The sequence below is a fragment of the Arthrobacter sp. KBS0703 genome (assembly GCF_002008315.2).
Lineage (GTDB): Bacteria > Actinomycetota > Actinomycetes > Actinomycetales > Micrococcaceae > Arthrobacter.
On sequence record NZ_MVDG02000001.1, the window covers coordinates 3736502 to 3751332 of the forward strand.

Sequence of the window (14831 nt, forward strand, 5' to 3'; positions counted from 1 at the left end):
GAGAACTGTTGCCTTCATCCGCGCACCGCGTTCCCGGCGACGGATGCGAGCAGATCCCGGACGGCGGCCGCGCCCTCGTCCGAGGAGAAGTCTGAGCTCAAGCCTACGACGCTGACCCCGGCTGCCAGGTACGTGCGTGCGCTGGCGGCCTTCATGCCGCCGGTGGCCACGAATCGCACGTCGGGGAAGGGACCCTTCATGGCTTTGACCCACTCCGGGCCGAGAACCGAGGCAGGGAACGCCTTGAGCCAGGACAGGCCGAAGGCTTTGGCACGGAGAATCTCGCTCGCCGTAGCCACGCCGGGCAGGTGCGGGATGCCGCGACGGATGCTTTCCTCCACGATGCCGTCATCCAGCCCCGGCGAAACGGTGAAGGACGCATTGGCGGAGGCGGCGGCGTCCAGCTGATCGAGGCTGATGATGGTTCCTGCGCCCGCGGCCACGCCCCGTTCGGCGGCGGCGCTGGCCACAGCTGCCAGCGCGCGGACGGCCTGGGGTGTTTCGATGGTGACTTCGACGTGCCGGACGCCGGCGTCCCAGGCCCGCGTAGCGGACCTGACGGCTTCATCGGGGGTGAGCCCGCGAAGTACGGCGATGACGGGGATGCGGAAGAAGTCGTCGTCAAACCAGTCGTGGAGGGGTGCGTGTGCCAAAGTATCCTCTTTCCGGGCTAGGGCTGTGGGGTGGCGGGGAGCTAACTCCCGGATCTCGACAAGCTCGATCACCGGACGTCAGCGGGTGGCGTAGCTGCGGGGCCTGGTGCCGTGGCCGGGGCGGAAGTCGGCGCGGGTTCCGAGCGTCCAGGCTGCGAAGGAATGGCCCAGGGCGAGCCGGTCGGCGGGCTGGTCTCCCCGGAGCAGTCCGGCCAGATATCCTGCAGCAAACGCGTCGCCCGCGCCGACGGGTTCGACGACGTCAACCCGGTGGGCGGGGACGCGGAAGGCGCGTTCTTCCCCGTTTTGTTCCCGGACGAATTCCACCGCTTCAGTTGCGGAGTCCTTGATGATCACGTGCCGGGGACCGGGCAGCAGGTTCGAGACTTCTACGGCGGTGGCGCAGCCCCACAGCGCTGCTGCTTCGTCCAGGCCAACGAGGACCACGGTTGCCATGCCGGCGAGTTCCAGCAGCCGACGGCCGGCGACGTCCACGTTCCACAACGCGGGGCGGTAGTTGACGTCGAAGGAAACCTTGTAGCCTTTCGTCCTGGCGTGGCTCAGGAGGCGCTCTGTCAGCGCGGAGCAGCTGGCCGACAGGGCCGCATTGATGCCGCTGGTGTGGATCCAGCCGGTCTGCTCCAGCGGCCAGGCGCCGGAATCCTCGGGCGCCATGGCTGAGGCCGCCGACCCGGCCCGGTAGTAGAGCGTCCTGGCACCATGCCCCAGGTCGGGGTCCTTGAAGTACACGCCGGTGGGGGCGGTGCTGTCGCGGGCGACCAGGCTGACGTCCACGCCCCGGGCGGTCAGGCCCTCCATGATGCGGTCCCCGAACGGGTCCTGGCCGAGGCGGCTTGCCCACCCGGACCGGTAGCCGAATTCGGCCAGGTGCGCGGCGACATTGGACTCCGCTCCCCCGTAACCCAGCAGACATTCCTCAGCCTCGCTCAGCGGCTGAGCCCTTGCCGGCGTAACGACGGCCATGGTTTCTCCGACGCAGAGCACGTCCAGGTTCATTTGACGGCTCCGGCGGTGAGCCCGCTGACGAAGAACCGGCCCAGGACGAGGTAGAGCAGGACGGTGGGTGCGGCAACGAGCACGGCGCCGGCCATCAGCTCGGAGTAGTCGACTGTGGTGGTTCCGATGAGGTTGTTCAGGGTCACGGTGGCAGGCCACGCGGCCGGGGAGGCCAGGATGAAGCCGAAGAGGAAGTCATTCCAGATGTTGGTGCACTGGAAGATTCCGGCGACGACAAAACCGGGCACGGACAGCGGCAGCATCACGCGGGCATAGGTTTTCCAGATCCCGGCGCCGTCAATGGAGGCGGCCTCGATGATGGCGCTGGGGATGCCTTCGTAGTAGTTGCGGAAGATCAGTGTGGTGATCGGGATGCCGTAGATGATGTGGACCACGATCAGGCCGATGATGCTTCCCTGCAGGTGCAGCATGTTCAGGAACTGGAAGACGGGAATGATGACGGCCTGGAACGGAATGAACATGCCGACCAGCAGCACCGTGAACAGGGCATTGGAGCCCCGGAACGGGAACTTGGAGAGGATGTAGCCGTTGATCGATCCGAGGAGGCAGGAAATCAGTGCGGCCGGGACGGTGATCTGCAGCGAGTTGGCCAGGGAGCCGTGGAGTTTCGTCCAGGCCCCCTTGAAGGCATCCAGGCTGGGCGCGTCCGGGAAGGCCAGGAAGAAGTTGGGCGCCCCGGTGCTTCCGGAGAGCGCCGTGGTGATGATGACGTACACGGGCACCAGCATGCCAAGGGTGGCAATGGCGCAGGCGGCCAGGACGATCCAGCCGCCCGGGGACCTGGGCAGGCTCCAGGACCGGGGCTTGGGGGCCGGCTTCCCGGGGCGTCGGCGCGACGTGCGGGCGGGCAGGGCAGGGGTCGCTTCGAGGGTTTCGACAGCCATTTCTATGCCTTTCGCTCTTTGCGGTATCCGCGGATGAGGTACGGAACGATTACCGCGAGGGTTAGCAGGAGCAGGATGATCGCCATTGCCGAGGCTTTGTCGTAACGGCTGGTGAGGTAGTTGTAGATGTAGATGCCCGGGACGTCCGTGACGAAGCCGGGGCCGGAACCGGACATGGCGACGACGAGGTCGAAGATTTTCAGGGCGACGTGCAGCAGGAGCACGAAGCAGGTGATGGTGGAGGGCCACAGCTGGGGCAGGACGATGTGGCGCAGGCGCTGCCAGATATTGGCGCCGTCAACGCTTGCCGCCTCCAGGTGTTCTTCCGGAATTGAGGCCAGGCCGGCCAGGTACATGGCCATTGCAAAGCCCACGAGCTGCCAGGCCGCGGCGAAGATGATCGGAAGCAGCGCCACCGGGATGCCGAATTGAACCTTCAGGAAGTCCGTACCGGAGGGGTCGTTCAGTGCCCCCAGGACGGTCGGGTCGGTGGTCCAGCCGGGCGGGTTCTCGATGCCCATGCTCCGAAGGATTTCATTGACGCCGGTGGATGGGGAGAATATCCAGCGCCAGGCAACACCGGTGACGATGAAGGACAGGGCGTAGGGCAGGAGGAAGACAGTCCGGAAGAGGCCCTTGCCGATCGAGACGTGGTGGATGAAGAGGGCTGCGATGAGTCCGCCAAGGATGGCCAGGACCAGGAAGATGACGGTGAAGATCACCACGTTGCGGATGTCTGCCTGGAAGCGCTGTTCCTTCACGATCTCGGCGTAGGTGCCTCCGAAAGGCTGGCGCAGTGACAGATCCGGGCTGGTGCCGATCTTCCAGTTCGACAGGGAGATGTAGACCGTGATGCCGATGAAGACGTAGACGAAGAGGAAGCTGACCAGAAGGCTGGGTGCGAAGATCCAGGCTGCCCGGCGGGAGGTCTTGACGTTATGGGGGACTTGTTTCTTGGGCCGCGGGCCGGGGCTGGCCGGCGCGGGCGGCAGTGCTGTTGAGGTTGTCATGAAAACTGATCCTGTCCGGGGTGCGGCTGCAGGGGTCTGCAGCCACACCCTTTGCGACTTGGTTGGCTGACCGGCTGCTAGAGCTGGGTCTTCTGGGCCGCCGTCATGCTGGCGATGAAGGCATCGGCGTTACCGCTGCCGTTGAAGGTGGAAACGGCATCCGCGTAAGTCTGGGCGAATTCCGCTCCCGCGGCCTGGGCGTGGGCCAGGGAGGAAACAACCTTGGCCGAAGCGAAGCTCTTGGCGGCTTCCTGCTGGTATTTGGACAGACCGGAGATGTCGGCGGACTTCACGGCGGGGATGGAGCCTTTCTTGGCTGCGAAGTCAGTCTGGACCTTGGGGTCCATCAGCGTCTTCAGCCAGGCGTTGGCAGCTTCCGCGTGCGGAATGTTGTTTGCCGGGATGGAGAAGCCGTCACCGACGTAGTCGAAGATGTCTTCCTTGCCGGGGAACGTCACCCAGGCGAAGTCCGTGCCCGGCTTCTTCTTGGCGTTGATCAGCTCGCCGTAGGCCCAGTCACCCATGAGGTTCACGGCGCAGGCACCGTTTGCCATCTTCTTCGAGGCTTCATCCCAGGTGATGGCGGAGTGGTCCTTGTTGGCAAGGGACAGGATGGTCTTGTAGTCCTCGAGGGCTTGCTTTACCTCGGGTGCGTCGAAGGAGTACTCGTTGCTGAAGAGCTTCTTCCAGTTGTCGGCGCCGGCCCGCGACATGATGATGGACTCGAGCAGCTGGGAGGACGCGAAGATGTCCTTGTCCCCCAGGCACACCGGTGTGGCCCCGGCCGCCTGAACCTGCTTGAGGCTACTGATCAGTCCGTCCACGCCGCCTGCCGGATCAATCTTGACGTTGGCCTTGGCGAGCACGGCGGGGTTGGTCCAGAGCACGTTGCCGCGGTGGACTCCGATCGGGACCGTGTAGTACTTACCGTTGACCTGCTGGACTTCGGCCACGTCCTTGGGCATCTGGGATGCCCAATCGTTCTGCGTCCATAGCTCGGTCAGGTCCGCGACCTGCCCGCCGTCGACGTAGCTCTTGAGCTGTCCGGCCGGGTGTACCTGCCAGGCATCCGGCGGGCTGCCGGCCTGAAGCCGCGCCGCCAGTGCCTGCCTGGCGTTGGAGCCGCCGCCGCCGGAGACTGCGGCGTTATCCACGGACAGTCCGGGCTTGGCCGCCTTCACACCGTCAATCAGAACGTTCAGGGCGTCGGCTTCCGAACCGGAGGTCCACCATGAAGTGATTTCGAGTTTGTCGGAGCCGCCGGTGGAGCTTCCCGCGGGCTGGTTGGCGGAACATCCGGTTACTGCAATGAGGCTTGCCGCGGCCGTTACGGCCAACGAGATCTTGAGCTTGTTTAGTGCACGCATGACTACTCTCCTTTGGGTTGTCAGACGCCGGATAAGGCCCGGCTAGAGCCTGCGTTGTGGTTCAGGTTACATAGTTAAGTAGATCGATGCAATAGATTTGTGTGACGACGGCGTTATTTCTACCGCGCTGCACCGCGCTCATCAGGTCAATCAACGAAATTCCGCTTGTTTTCGGGAAATAACTCGCAAAAATGTTGGTAGATCGGTCTACCGCCCGACCGAATAACGTGCTAAAAATGATCAACAGGTTCTCGGAGGAGGTGGACACGAAATGAAAAGGGTGACACTGAATGACGTCAGCCGGGCCGCAGGAGTATCTCGATCTACCGCATCGCTGGTCCTGCGCGGAAATCCCCGCATTCCGGAGGCGACGGCGGACCGGGTCCGGCTCGTCATGGCCGAGCTCGGTTACGTCTACAACCGCCACGCCGCCAACATGCGCCGCAGCGAATCCATGACCCTCGGGCTAATTGTGACGGACATCCGCAACCCCTACTTCGCCGGGCTGACCATGACCATCGAGGAAGCTGTCCACGAGGCCGGTTACACGCTGTTCGTCGGTTACAGCCGGGACGACGTCGAGCGGCAGGCCCTGCAGCTCGAGACCATGGTCCAGCAGCAGGTGGACGGTATTTTCCTGCTGCCGGCCGAAGGAACCGAGCTGACCCCGGTCTGTCAGATCATTGACCGCTCCGCGGTACCGGTCTTGCAGCTGGCCCGCTACTTCTCCGAAGAGATGGACTACGTCGGCCCGGACAACATCGCGGCCGGTCAGCAGCTGGCCAGGCACGTCTCCTCGCTGGGCGCGTCCTCCGCGGTCCTGATCGGCGGTCCGGAGCATTCATCGGCCCGGACGGAACGCATCAAGGGCCTGGAAACCGGGTTCGCCGGCAGCGGTGTGGCCTTCGATCCGTCCCGCTCCGCGCCAACCACGAACAACGCCGGCGGCGGATCCCAGGGTGTATCCGGGGTCCTTGACCAGGGAATCTGGCCGGACTGCATCATCGCCTACAGCGACGCGGTGGCCCTGGGAATCTACGCGGAGCTTCGCCGGCGGGACCTTGAACCGGGCCGTGACGTGTCGGTGGCGAGCTTCGACGACATCACGATGGCGGAGCTGCTGCTGCCGCCCCTGACGTCGGTGTCCACATACCCGGACCTCATCGGCCGCAAGGCAGCGAACATGCTGCTCCACCGGATCCGCGACTCGTCGCTGGGGCCGCAACGATTCCTTGTCGAACCGGCTCTTAAGGTCCGAGCTTCCACCGCCCAATGGCGACCCCGAACGTAGGAGAAACACCATGCCAGCACTGAATTGGGGCCTGATCGGCGCCAGCGACATCGCCGCCACGCGAGTGATCGGTGCCATCCGCACCAGCGGCGGGAACGCCGTCGGGGTCTTCAGCGGATCCGCCGACCGGGCACGCGACTTCGCGGCCAGCCACGGGCTGGCCAGCGCCACCACCGATCTGGACGAACTCCTGGCCGGTGACATCAACGCCGTCTACATCTCCTCGACCAACGACAAGCACTTCGACCAGGCAACCAGGGCGCTCAAGGCCGGCAAGCACGTCCTGTGCGAAAAGCCGCTCGCCCTCGAAGCGGAGCAGGCAGCAGCCATGGTGGAACTGGCGGAAGAAATGGGCCTCACCCTGGCAGCCAACCACCACCTCCCCGGCAGCCCCCTGCATGCCAAAGTCCGCGAACTGGTGGCGGCCGGGGCCATCGGAACCGTCCTCTCGGCCAAGGTCGCCCACGCCGTGCTCCTGCCGGAACGGCTGCGCGGCTGGCGGCTGGGGCAGGGAACGCCCGGAAGCGGCGTCATCCTGGACATCACCTGCCACGATGCGTCGGTCCTCAACCCCCTGCTGGGACGTCCCGTGGCAGTCACCGCCGTGGCCGTCCAGCAGGCCGTGTGGAACACCGGCGGCCAGGAGGACGCCGCCATGACCGTCATCCGGTACGAGAACGACGGACGCCCTCCCGTCCTGGCCCAGACCCATGATTCCTTCACGGTGGGATACGCCAGGACCTCCCTGGAAGTCCACGGCACCGAAGGCACCATCGAAGTCCTCGACGCGATGACACAGGACACCGGGGGCCAGGTCATCCTGACCACCGGATCAGGCAGCCAAACGGTCGACGTCGACTGTTCCGAAGACCTCTACGTCACCGGCCTGCGCGCCTTCGCCGCCGCCGTCGAAGGAACCGGCGTCCCAGCGGCGAGCGGCCGCGACGGCCTCATGGCCCTCAAGGTGGCCCTCGCAGCGCAGGAATCCGCAATCTCCGGACGCACCGTCCACATCAACTAACAGCCAGAAAGAACGCCATGCAGAAGGTACAGATCCTCTCAGCCCGCGAAGCAGCGGACCTCATCAACGACGAGGACGTCATCACCGTCAGCTCCTCCAGTGCGCTCGGGTGCCCGGACAGCGTCCTGGCCGGCATCGGCCAGCGGTTCGAGGAAACCACCCACCCGGCCAACCTGACCTCCGTGCACCCGATCGCAGCGGGAGACATGTACGGGGTCAAGGGCATCGACCACATCGCCCGGCCCGGGCTGCTGCGCAAGGTCATCGCCGGTTCCTACCCCTCCGGACCCTCCAGCGCGGAGCCGCCCCTGATCTGGCAGATGATCGAGCGGGATGAAGTGGAGGCGTACAACTTCCCCTCCGGCGTCATCTACCAGATGCACCGCACGGCCGCCGCGAAGCAGCCGGGCGTCTTCACCCAGGTGGGACTCGACACCTTCATCGACCCCCGCCTCCAGGGCGGCCGGATGAACGGCTCCACCCCGGCGGCGCACGTCGAGACGGCCGCGGTGGCCGGGCAGGAGTGGCTGTTCTTCCCCTCGGTGGTCCCCAACGTCGCCATCATCCGCGCCACCACCGCCGATGAATACGGCAACCTGACGTTCGAGGACGAAGGCTCGCCCCTCGGTGCGCTGGACCTCGCCTACGCCGCCCACAACAACGGCGGCGTGGTCATCGCGCAGGTGAAACGTGTGGCCGAGGCCGGCAGCCTGCACCCCCAGCATGTGAAAGTCCCGGGCATCCTCATCGACGCTGTAGTGATCGCCGAAGACCAGCTGCAGACCACCCTCACCCCCAACGATCCCGCCATCTCCGGCCAGCTGCGCCGGCCGCTGAGTTCGCTCCCCCACATCGAATTCTCTATCGAGAAGATCACCGCCCGCCGTGCCGCCCAGGAGCTCAGGGCCGGGGAGATCGTCAACCTCGGCTTCGGCGTTTCGGCCCTGGTGCCCCACGTCCTGGTCGAGGAAAACCAGGGACGGGAAGTCAGCTGGGTCATTGAACAGGGAGCCGTCGGCGGCATCCCGCTGCTGGACTTCGCCTTCGGCTGCGCCCAGAACCCGGACGCGATCATGCCCAGCATCGACCAGTTCACCCTCCTGCAGGGCGGCGGCTTCCACCGCTCGCTGCTCTCCTTCCTGGAAATCGACCGGCACGGCAACGTCAACGTCCACCACCTGCCCAAGAAGCGCCACGTCACGGCCGGCGTCGGAGGCTTCGCCGACATCACCTCCTCGGCCCCGGAGATCGTCTTCATGGGCGCTTTCACGGCCGGGCGCCGTGACATTGCCGCCGGGGAGGCCGGCCTGGACATCCGCTCCGACGGGCCCTTCACGAAGCTCGTCAACGACGTCTCCGCCGTCACGTTCTCCGGACCCAGAGCCCTGGCCCGCGGCCAGAAGGTCAAATACATCACCGAACGCGCCGTGCTGGAGCTGACCGCCGACGGCCTCGTCGTCACCGAAATCGCCCCCGGCGTGGACCTGCAAAAAGACGTCCTGGACCGCAGCGAGTTCCCGCTGATCGTCTCGGACGAACTGCGCACCATGGATCTCGCTCTCTTCGCCGACGCCCCCGTCGGCCTCCGCCTTCCCGCGTTGCCGCTGCACGAGCGGATCGAACAGCGCACTTCCTCCCTGGCCGCGCGCTGACGCCGGCTGAACAGCCTGAAAGGACCCCTGCGATGAGAAGCCTCCGCATCCTCACCCCGTACGAAACCGAGCTCGCCGATGCCCTGTTCGAAGCGATGTTCCCCTCCGACGGCGACAGCCCCGACGTCCGCGACGCCGGAGTCACCGAATACCTGGACCTGACCCTGGAGGGCTACGGACGCAAGGACCTTCCGCGGTACCAATGGCTGTTCGGCGCCCTGGACCGCTACGCCGAGGACAAGCACGGGCGGAACTTCGCCGCGCTCACCCTGGACGAGCGCACGGACGTGGTTGCCCTGCTCGAACAGGGCGAACTCACAGCCCAGCTGCCGGCGAAGGAACAGCGCGATCTTTTCGGGCTCGTCGTCGCCCACCTGCAGGAAGGCCTGTTCGCCGACCCCGCCCACGGCGGCAACAAGGACGCCGTCGGCTGGAGGTTCCTCAAGCACCCCGGTGCCTGGCTGGAAAACTCGGCCGAGGAAAACCTCAGCACCGGGCACGTGACCAAGGGCGGAGTCATCAAGACCCTCGCGGACGCCATGCAGGAAATCCCCCGCGACACCGAGGGCCACAAGCTGAAGCAGCTCGGCTACGAGAACGCCGTCAACCCGCAGCTGACCGATGAAGTGGACGTCCTGCTGGTCGGTGTCGGCGCCATGGGCGGGCTCAGCGCCCAGGTCTTCGCGGAAGCCGGCCTCAGCGTGGTCGGCATGGAAGCCGGACCGTTCCGGCCGCTGGACGAGTTCCTCCCCGACGAACTCGAACACGCTTACTACACCCGCGGCGGACTCGGCCCGAAGTTCCAGCAGGAGACCCCGCGCTGGCGCGAATCGGCCGACGAAGAGGACAGCCGGGAAGCCACGTTCTCCCTGGGCCGCATGGTCAACGGCGTCGGCGGATCCGCCGGGCACTACGGGTCCTGGCTGCGCCGCTTCCACCCCTGGCAGTTCGCGCCGAAGAGCCACTACGACGGCCTCTACGGGCCCGACGCCCTGCCCGAGGACTGCACCCTGGCGGACTGGCCCGTCAGCTACGAGGAGCTGGAGCCGTTCTACACCAGGCTCGAACACCTGATCGGCATCGCCGGGGACGACTCCAACCCGTTCATCAAGCGCAGCAGGCCCCTGCCGCTGCCGCCCACCCGTCCGTTCATCCTGGGCAACAAGTTCACCGAGACGACGCGGGCCGCCGGCCTCCACCCCCACCCCGTTCCCGTCGGATTCACCACCGAGTCTTACGGCGGGCGTCCCGCCACCGGCTACAGCGCCTGGAACAACGGGCTGGGCTCGTTCCGCGGGGACCGCTGGCACCCCGGCCTCGGCCCCGTGCCCGCGGCCATCGCCACCGGCAACTTCGAACTGCGGACCCATTCCCGCGTCACCCGCATCATCATGGATGAATCCGGCGCGGCACGGGGCGTCGAATGGGTGGATCCCCTGGGCCGGGTCCGGCGCCAGTACGCCCGCGCCGTCATCCTCTCGGCCTACACCTACGAAAACCTCCGCCTGATGTACCTGTCCTCCGATTCCCGGCACGAGAACGGCCTCGGCAACAACACCGGGCAGCTGGGCATGCACTACATGACCAAGATGTTCGGCCACGTCGATGCGCTCTTCCCGGGCACGGAGTTCAACCGGCACACCGGCCCGGCCGCGCAGGGCGTGGTCCTGGACGACTTCCTTTCCCCCGGGTTCCGTTCCCTGGACCACGGCTTCATCGGAGGCGCCACCCTCGGCGCCGAGCAGCAGGCCCTGCCGCTGCAGATCGCCCGCGAAACCCTGCCCGAGGACGTCCGGCGCTGGGGCGCCGGCTACCGCGACCACCTGAAGCTCTGGTCCCAACAGGGCGTGATTCGGATCCAGCCCGACGCCCTGCCCTACGCCTCCCATCGCCTGGAAATCGACCCGCGGCACCGCGACTCCTCAGGCCTGGGCATGCCGCTGGTCCGCGTGACCTACCGGCTGCGGGACAACGAACGCCGCCTGGCCTCCTGGATGGCGGACACGGCAACCGGGCTGCTCAAGGACATGGGTGCCACCAAAACCTGGCAGGGCCCGTACTTCACCGGCGTCGGCTCCAGCCACGACCTCGGCGGCGCCCGCTTCGGCCACGACCCGGCCGGTTCCGTCCTGGATGAACACCTCGCCGTGCACGACACCCGCAACCTGTACTTGTACTCCGGCGCCGCTTTCCCCAGCTGCCCCGGCATCAACCCCACCCTGACCATTTGGGCCATCGTGATGCGCGCGGCCGAACACCTGGCCGGCGAGCTCGGCGGCCAGCGAAAGGACCAGCCATGAGCACCGCAACGGAAGAGATCACCGGGCAGGTCACCGTCGAATACTCAGAGGACGGCCACACCGCCACCATCCTGATCGACAGGTCGGCGAAGCTGAACGCCCTCACCCTTGGACTACTCGATGACCTTGCCGCCGCGGCCCGCGAGGTTTCCGCTTCGGCGGCGCGGGTGGTCGTCGTACGAACCGCGGGTGAGAAGGTCTTCTGCGTCGGCGCGGACATCAACCACTTCGCCGGCCTCTCCGCGGCCCGGATGTGGCGGGACTGGATCGCCACGGGCCACCGGGCCTTCGATGCCCTGGCCCGCCTGCGCCAGCCCACTATCGCCGTCGTCGACGGCCTCGGGTTCGGCGGCGGCCTGGAACTCGCGCTGGCCTGCGACTTCCGCGTCATCGCCGCCGAAGCCCGCGTTGCCTTGCCCGAGACGGGCCTCGGCACGGTACCCGGCTGGGGCGGCACTGAGCGAGCCACCGAACTCATCGGCAGGGCAAGGGCCAAGGAACTCGTCCTGACCCGCCGTCAGCTCACCGGCGAGGAAGCCGTCGCCTGGGGGCTGGCCACCGCCGTCGCACCCAAAAAGGGCCTCGAAGAGGCCGTTTCGCAGCTCAGCAACGATCTGCTTGCCGGCGCCCCGCTCGCCGTGCAGCTGGGCAAGCAGATCATCGACGCCGCAGCGGACGGGGCGCCGTCCAGAGTACTTGAGGCGCTGGCCGGCGGCCTCGCAGCCGCCACCGATGACCTCGCCGAGGGCGTCGCAGCCTTCCGGGAAAAGCGCACCCCGCACTTCACGGACCACTAAATCGCCGCCCGCGAATCACACACTTTCTAAGGACACCCGAGATGGAAACCAAGAGCTACACGCTCGACGACGTCGAGCCCACCTACCGCCCGATGATCATCGACGGCGAAGACACCCAGGCCCAGGGCGGAGAGACCTTCACCCGCCTGAGCCCGGCCCACGAGGTCGAGGTCACCTCGTTCCCCAAGGGCGCCGAGGCCGACGTCGACCGGGCAGTCAGCGCGGCCCGGCGGGCACTGGACCGGGGCTGGCGGCAGTCCAGCGGCTCCCAGCGCTCCAAGCTGCTGCTGAAGGTCGCCGAGCTCGTCCGCCGGGATGCAGAGGAACTGGCCCTGGCCGAAACCCTGGAGACCGGCAAGCCGATCACCCAGTCCCGCAACGAAGTCGCCGGCACCGCCGAGCTGTGGGAATACGCCGCCAGCCTGGCCCGCAACACCCAGGGCGACGCCCACAACGCCCTGGGACCCGACACCCTCGCCCTGGTGGTGCACGAACCGATCGGCGTCATCGGCATGATCACGCCGTGGAACTTCCCGCTGCTGATCATCAGCCAGAAACTTCCCTTCGCCCTCGCCGCCGGCAACACCGCCGTGATCAAACCCAGCGAAAGCACCTCCGCGACCACGGTGATGCTCGGCCGGCTCATCCGCGAAGCGGGCTTCCCCGCCGGCGTCGTAAATATCGTCACCGGCGACCGGGTGGTCGGCTCGGCCATCGCGGAGCACCCCGGCATCGACATGGTCAGCTTCACCGGCTCCACGGGCGTCGGCAAGAGCATCGCCGCCTCCGCCGGCCGGGACCTGAAGAAGGTGGAACTCGAACTCGGCGGGAAAAACCCGCAGATCGTCACGCCCAACGCGGACTTCACCGCCGCGGTGGATGCCGGCGTCTTCGGCGGCTACTTCAACGTCGGCCAGTGCTGCAACTCCGGCAGCCGCCTGATCGTGCACCGCTCCATCGCCGATGAGTTCGCCGCCGCCGTCGTCGAACGGGCCAGGCACATGCGCGTCGGCGACCCGCTGAAGGCCGACACCCTCGTCGGGTCCCTCGTCAACGACGCCCAGCTCGCCGTCGTCGAACGCTACGTGGCCGAAGGCCGCGAAGCCGGCGCCCACCTTCTCACCGGCGGCGACCGGCTCGACACGGGCCTGGACGGCCGTTTCTACCAGCCCACCGTCTTCACCGGCGTCACGGCTCAGATGTCCATTGCCACCGACGAGATCTTCGGCCCGGTCCTGTCCGTGCTTCCCTACGACACTCTCGAGGAGGCCGTCGGGATCGCGAATTCCACGTCCTTCGGACTGTCCGCCGGCATCTGGAGCAACGACATCAACGAGGCCCTCACCGCCGCGAGGGACCTGCGCGCCGGCACCGTCTGGGTCAACCGCTGGATGGACGGCTACCCGGAGCTGCCGTTTGGCGGCTACGGCCAAAGCGGGATCGGGCGCGAGCTCGGCCGCCAGGCCCTCGCCGAGTTCAGCGAACTGAAGACCATCCAGCTCCAGGTGGGCGCCCGCCATACCCGGTGGGTCGACGCCCCCGACGCACCCCGCCGCTAATCCACAGAAACCCCGAAGGAACAACCATGACTGCCACCACCGCAACAGCCCCGGCAACCGCCGCCACCGTCCTGCCCGTCATGCTGCCGCTCACCCTCCCCACCGGTTACGAAGTGCCGGCACTGTTCCGCGAGGCCGCGTCCAAGGCCTGGAAAACCGCCTCCGCGAAACTGGACGGACTCATCACCAAACACCCGGACCGGTTCCCGCTCTACACCGAAGAAGGCAAATGGGTGGTTGACGGCGAGGCCTGGACCAACTGGTGTGAGGGGTTCCTCGGCGGCCAGCTGTGGATGCTCGCCCGACGTGCCGGCGACGCCGACCGGGCCCGCTTCCGCGGTGCCGCCGAGCACTACTCGGAGCTCATCGAACACCGCAAGGACGACGACACCGTCCACGACCTCGGCTTCCTGTTCTGGTCCACGTACCGGCGCTGGTTTGAGGCCACCGGCGACACCGCCAAGCGCGACGTCGTCATCGAGGCCGGACGCACCACGGCCAGCCGCTACCGGGAGGCGGGCCGCTACATGCCCAGTTTCCGCCAACCGGACAGCCTGTTCATCGACATCATGATGAACATCCACATGGCCCTGTACGCCGCGCAGCAGACCGGCGACCAGGACATGGCCCGCAAGGCCGTGGACCACTGCCTCACCACCCGCCGCTTCCTTATGCGCGGCGACGGGTCGGCGTCCCACGAAGGCATGTTCGACCTCGCCACCGGCGCGTTCCTGAAGCAGACCACCCAGCAGGGCTATTCCGACGACGGCTCGTGGGCCCGCGGTCAGGCCTGGGCGCTCTACGGCTTCGGCACCGTGTACCGCTTCACCGGCGAGCGCCGCTTCCTCGAGACGGCAGTGGCGGCCGCCGACTTCTACATGGAAAAGACCGGCGAGCGCCTCGTGCCGCCGAACGACTGGGAAGAACCCGCACCCGTCCGTCCGTATGAATCCTCCGCAGCTGCCGCAGCTGCCGGCGGGTTCTGGCAGCTGGCCGGCCTCGTCGAAGACCGCACCAAGGCCACAATCTATGCCGACTACGCCGTGAACATCCTCCGCCGCCTCACCGAAGACGATTTCCTGGCCAGCCCGGACGAAGAGTGGGAGGGCATGCTCAAGCACGGCAGCTACCACGAGGGCAAGGACCTGGGCGTCGATGAATCGGTCATGTGGGGGGACTACTGGTTCCTGGACACCGTTGACCAGATCCAGCAGTTCGACGAAGCCCACCGCCTCGACGCAGCCCCGCGGAGCCGGTGA

At 66.8% G+C, this 14831-nt stretch carries 12 protein-coding genes; 7 read left to right on the forward strand and 5 right to left on the reverse strand.

Annotated elements, in window-relative coordinates; all coding sequences use genetic code 11:
- Window positions 1-14 precede the first annotated feature (14 nt).
- The 5 genes from B1A87_RS17390 to B1A87_RS17410 form a co-directional block, all read right to left on the reverse strand.
- On the reverse strand, window positions 15-653 hold the full coding sequence (locus tag B1A87_RS17390; protein ID WP_078027461.1) for a bifunctional 4-hydroxy-2-oxoglutarate aldolase/2-dehydro-3-deoxy-phosphogluconate aldolase: 639 nt from the start codon (window positions 651-653) through the stop codon (window positions 15-17).
- A 78-nt stretch (window positions 654-731) separates the two neighbouring features.
- Window positions 732-1670, reverse strand: a complete 939-nt coding sequence (locus tag B1A87_RS17395) for a sugar kinase (RefSeq protein WP_078027462.1) — start codon at window positions 1668-1670, stop codon at window positions 732-734.
- Window positions 1667-2575: a carbohydrate ABC transporter permease gene (locus B1A87_RS17400; RefSeq protein WP_078027463.1), complete on the reverse strand. Its 909-nt coding sequence runs from the start codon at window positions 2573-2575 to the stop codon at window positions 1667-1669. Before B1A87_RS17400 ends, B1A87_RS17395 begins: the two co-directional genes overlap by 4 nt.
- Window positions 2576-2577: 2 nt before the next feature.
- Window positions 2578-3585, reverse strand: a complete 1008-nt coding sequence (locus B1A87_RS17405) for a carbohydrate ABC transporter permease (protein WP_078027464.1) — start codon at window positions 3583-3585, stop codon at window positions 2578-2580.
- Window positions 3586-3662: 77 nt separating this feature from the next.
- Entirely contained in the window at window positions 3663-4952 is a 1290-nt protein-coding gene (locus B1A87_RS17410; protein WP_078027465.1) for an ABC transporter substrate-binding protein, read from the reverse strand.
- 271 nt (window positions 4953-5223) lie between these two features.
- On the opposite strand from B1A87_RS17410, the gene B1A87_RS17415 reads away from it, so the two are divergent.
- The 7 genes from B1A87_RS17415 to B1A87_RS17445 are packed head-to-tail and all read left to right on the forward strand — an operon-like array spanning window position 5224 to window position 14831.
- Window positions 5224-6243: a LacI family DNA-binding transcriptional regulator gene (locus B1A87_RS17415; RefSeq protein WP_078027466.1), complete on the forward strand. Its 1020-nt coding sequence runs from the start codon at window positions 5224-5226 to the stop codon at window positions 6241-6243.
- Window positions 6244-6253: 10 nt separating this feature from the next.
- Entirely contained in the window at window positions 6254-7264 is a 1011-nt protein-coding gene (locus B1A87_RS17420; RefSeq protein WP_078027467.1) for a Gfo/Idh/MocA family protein, read from the forward strand.
- Between the two features lie 17 nt (window positions 7265-7281).
- Entirely contained in the window at window positions 7282-8916 is a 1635-nt protein-coding gene (locus tag B1A87_RS17425) for an acyl CoA:acetate/3-ketoacid CoA transferase (RefSeq protein WP_078027468.1), read from the forward strand.
- Window positions 8917-8948: 32 nt separating this feature from the next.
- Window positions 8949-11216 (forward strand): GMC family oxidoreductase, encoded by a 2268-nt coding sequence (locus B1A87_RS17430; RefSeq protein WP_078027469.1) that lies wholly within the window; start codon window positions 8949-8951, stop codon window positions 11214-11216.
- Window positions 11213-12013, forward strand: coding sequence for an enoyl-CoA hydratase/isomerase family protein (locus B1A87_RS17435; protein ID WP_078027470.1), 801 nt, complete (start codon window positions 11213-11215; stop codon window positions 12011-12013). Before B1A87_RS17430 ends, B1A87_RS17435 begins: the two co-directional genes overlap by 4 nt.
- A 41-nt stretch (window positions 12014-12054) precedes the next feature.
- The gene (locus B1A87_RS17440; RefSeq protein ID WP_078027471.1) at window positions 12055-13572 is read left to right on the forward strand and encodes an aldehyde dehydrogenase family protein; all 1518 of its coding nucleotides are present in this window, start codon (window positions 12055-12057) and stop codon (window positions 13570-13572) included.
- Window positions 13573-13598: 26 nt separating this feature from the next.
- Window positions 13599-14831: a glycoside hydrolase family 88 protein gene (locus B1A87_RS17445; protein WP_078027472.1), complete on the forward strand. Its 1233-nt coding sequence runs from the start codon at window positions 13599-13601 to the stop codon at window positions 14829-14831.

What these genes read in the sequence shown, in the direction of transcription:
- B1A87_RS17395 (WP_078027462.1), bottom strand. Translation starts at nt 1,670, where the DNA reads ATGAACCTGGACGTGCTCTGCGTCGGAGAAACCATGGCCGTCGTTACG.
- B1A87_RS17400 (WP_078027463.1), bottom strand. Translation starts at nt 2,575, where the DNA reads ATGGCTGTCGAAACCCTCGAAGCGACCCCTGCCCTGCCCGCCCGCACG.
- B1A87_RS17405 (WP_078027464.1), bottom strand. Translation starts at nt 3,585, where the DNA reads ATGACAACCTCAACAGCACTGCCGCCCGCGCCGGCCAGCCCCGGCCCG.
- B1A87_RS17410 (WP_078027465.1), bottom strand. Translation starts at nt 4,952, where the DNA reads ATGCGTGCACTAAACAAGCTCAAGATCTCGTTGGCCGTAACGGCCGCG.
- B1A87_RS17415 (WP_078027466.1), top strand. Translation starts at nt 5,224, where the DNA reads ATGAAAAGGGTGACACTGAATGACGTCAGCCGGGCCGCAGGAGTATCT.
- B1A87_RS17420 (WP_078027467.1), top strand. Translation starts at nt 6,254, where the DNA reads ATGCCAGCACTGAATTGGGGCCTGATCGGCGCCAGCGACATCGCCGCC.
- B1A87_RS17425 (WP_078027468.1), top strand. Translation starts at nt 7,282, where the DNA reads ATGCAGAAGGTACAGATCCTCTCAGCCCGCGAAGCAGCGGACCTCATC.
- B1A87_RS17430 (WP_078027469.1), top strand. Translation starts at nt 8,949, where the DNA reads ATGAGAAGCCTCCGCATCCTCACCCCGTACGAAACCGAGCTCGCCGAT.
- B1A87_RS17435 (WP_078027470.1), top strand. Translation starts at nt 11,213, where the DNA reads ATGAGCACCGCAACGGAAGAGATCACCGGGCAGGTCACCGTCGAATAC.
- B1A87_RS17440 (WP_078027471.1), top strand. Translation starts at nt 12,055, where the DNA reads ATGGAAACCAAGAGCTACACGCTCGACGACGTCGAGCCCACCTACCGC.
- B1A87_RS17445 (WP_078027472.1), top strand. Translation starts at nt 13,599, where the DNA reads ATGACTGCCACCACCGCAACAGCCCCGGCAACCGCCGCCACCGTCCTG.